Origin of the sequence: Streptococcus sp. SS-4456, from assembly GCF_036680365.1 — a bacterium.
Lineage (GTDB): Bacteria > Bacillota > Bacilli > Lactobacillales > Streptococcaceae > Streptococcus.
In genome coordinates this window covers 1-213 of sequence record NZ_JAVIHI010000131.1, presented here as the reverse complement: position 1 = coordinate 213, position 213 = coordinate 1, and the positions used below count along the sequence as shown (strand labels likewise).

Sequence of the window (213 nt, the reverse complement as noted above, 5' to 3'; positions counted from 1 at the left end):
GAGATGGTCCTCCCGGATTCCGACGAGATTTCGCGTGTCTCGCCGTACTCAGGATACTGCTAGGTATAAAGACTATTTCAAATACGAGGCTGTTACTCTCTTTGGCTTACCTTCCCAGGTAATTCTTCTATACTCTTTAAGTCCACATTGCAGTCCTACAACCCCGAAGAGTAAACTCTTCGGTTTGCCCTCCTGCCGTTTCGCTCGCCGCTA

Annotated in this window: 1 rRNA gene; it reads right to left on the bottom strand. The window is 48.8% G+C overall.

Annotated elements, in window-relative coordinates:
- Positions 1 to 213 (bottom strand): 23S ribosomal RNA (locus tag RFK25_RS11725); the annotation flags it as partial.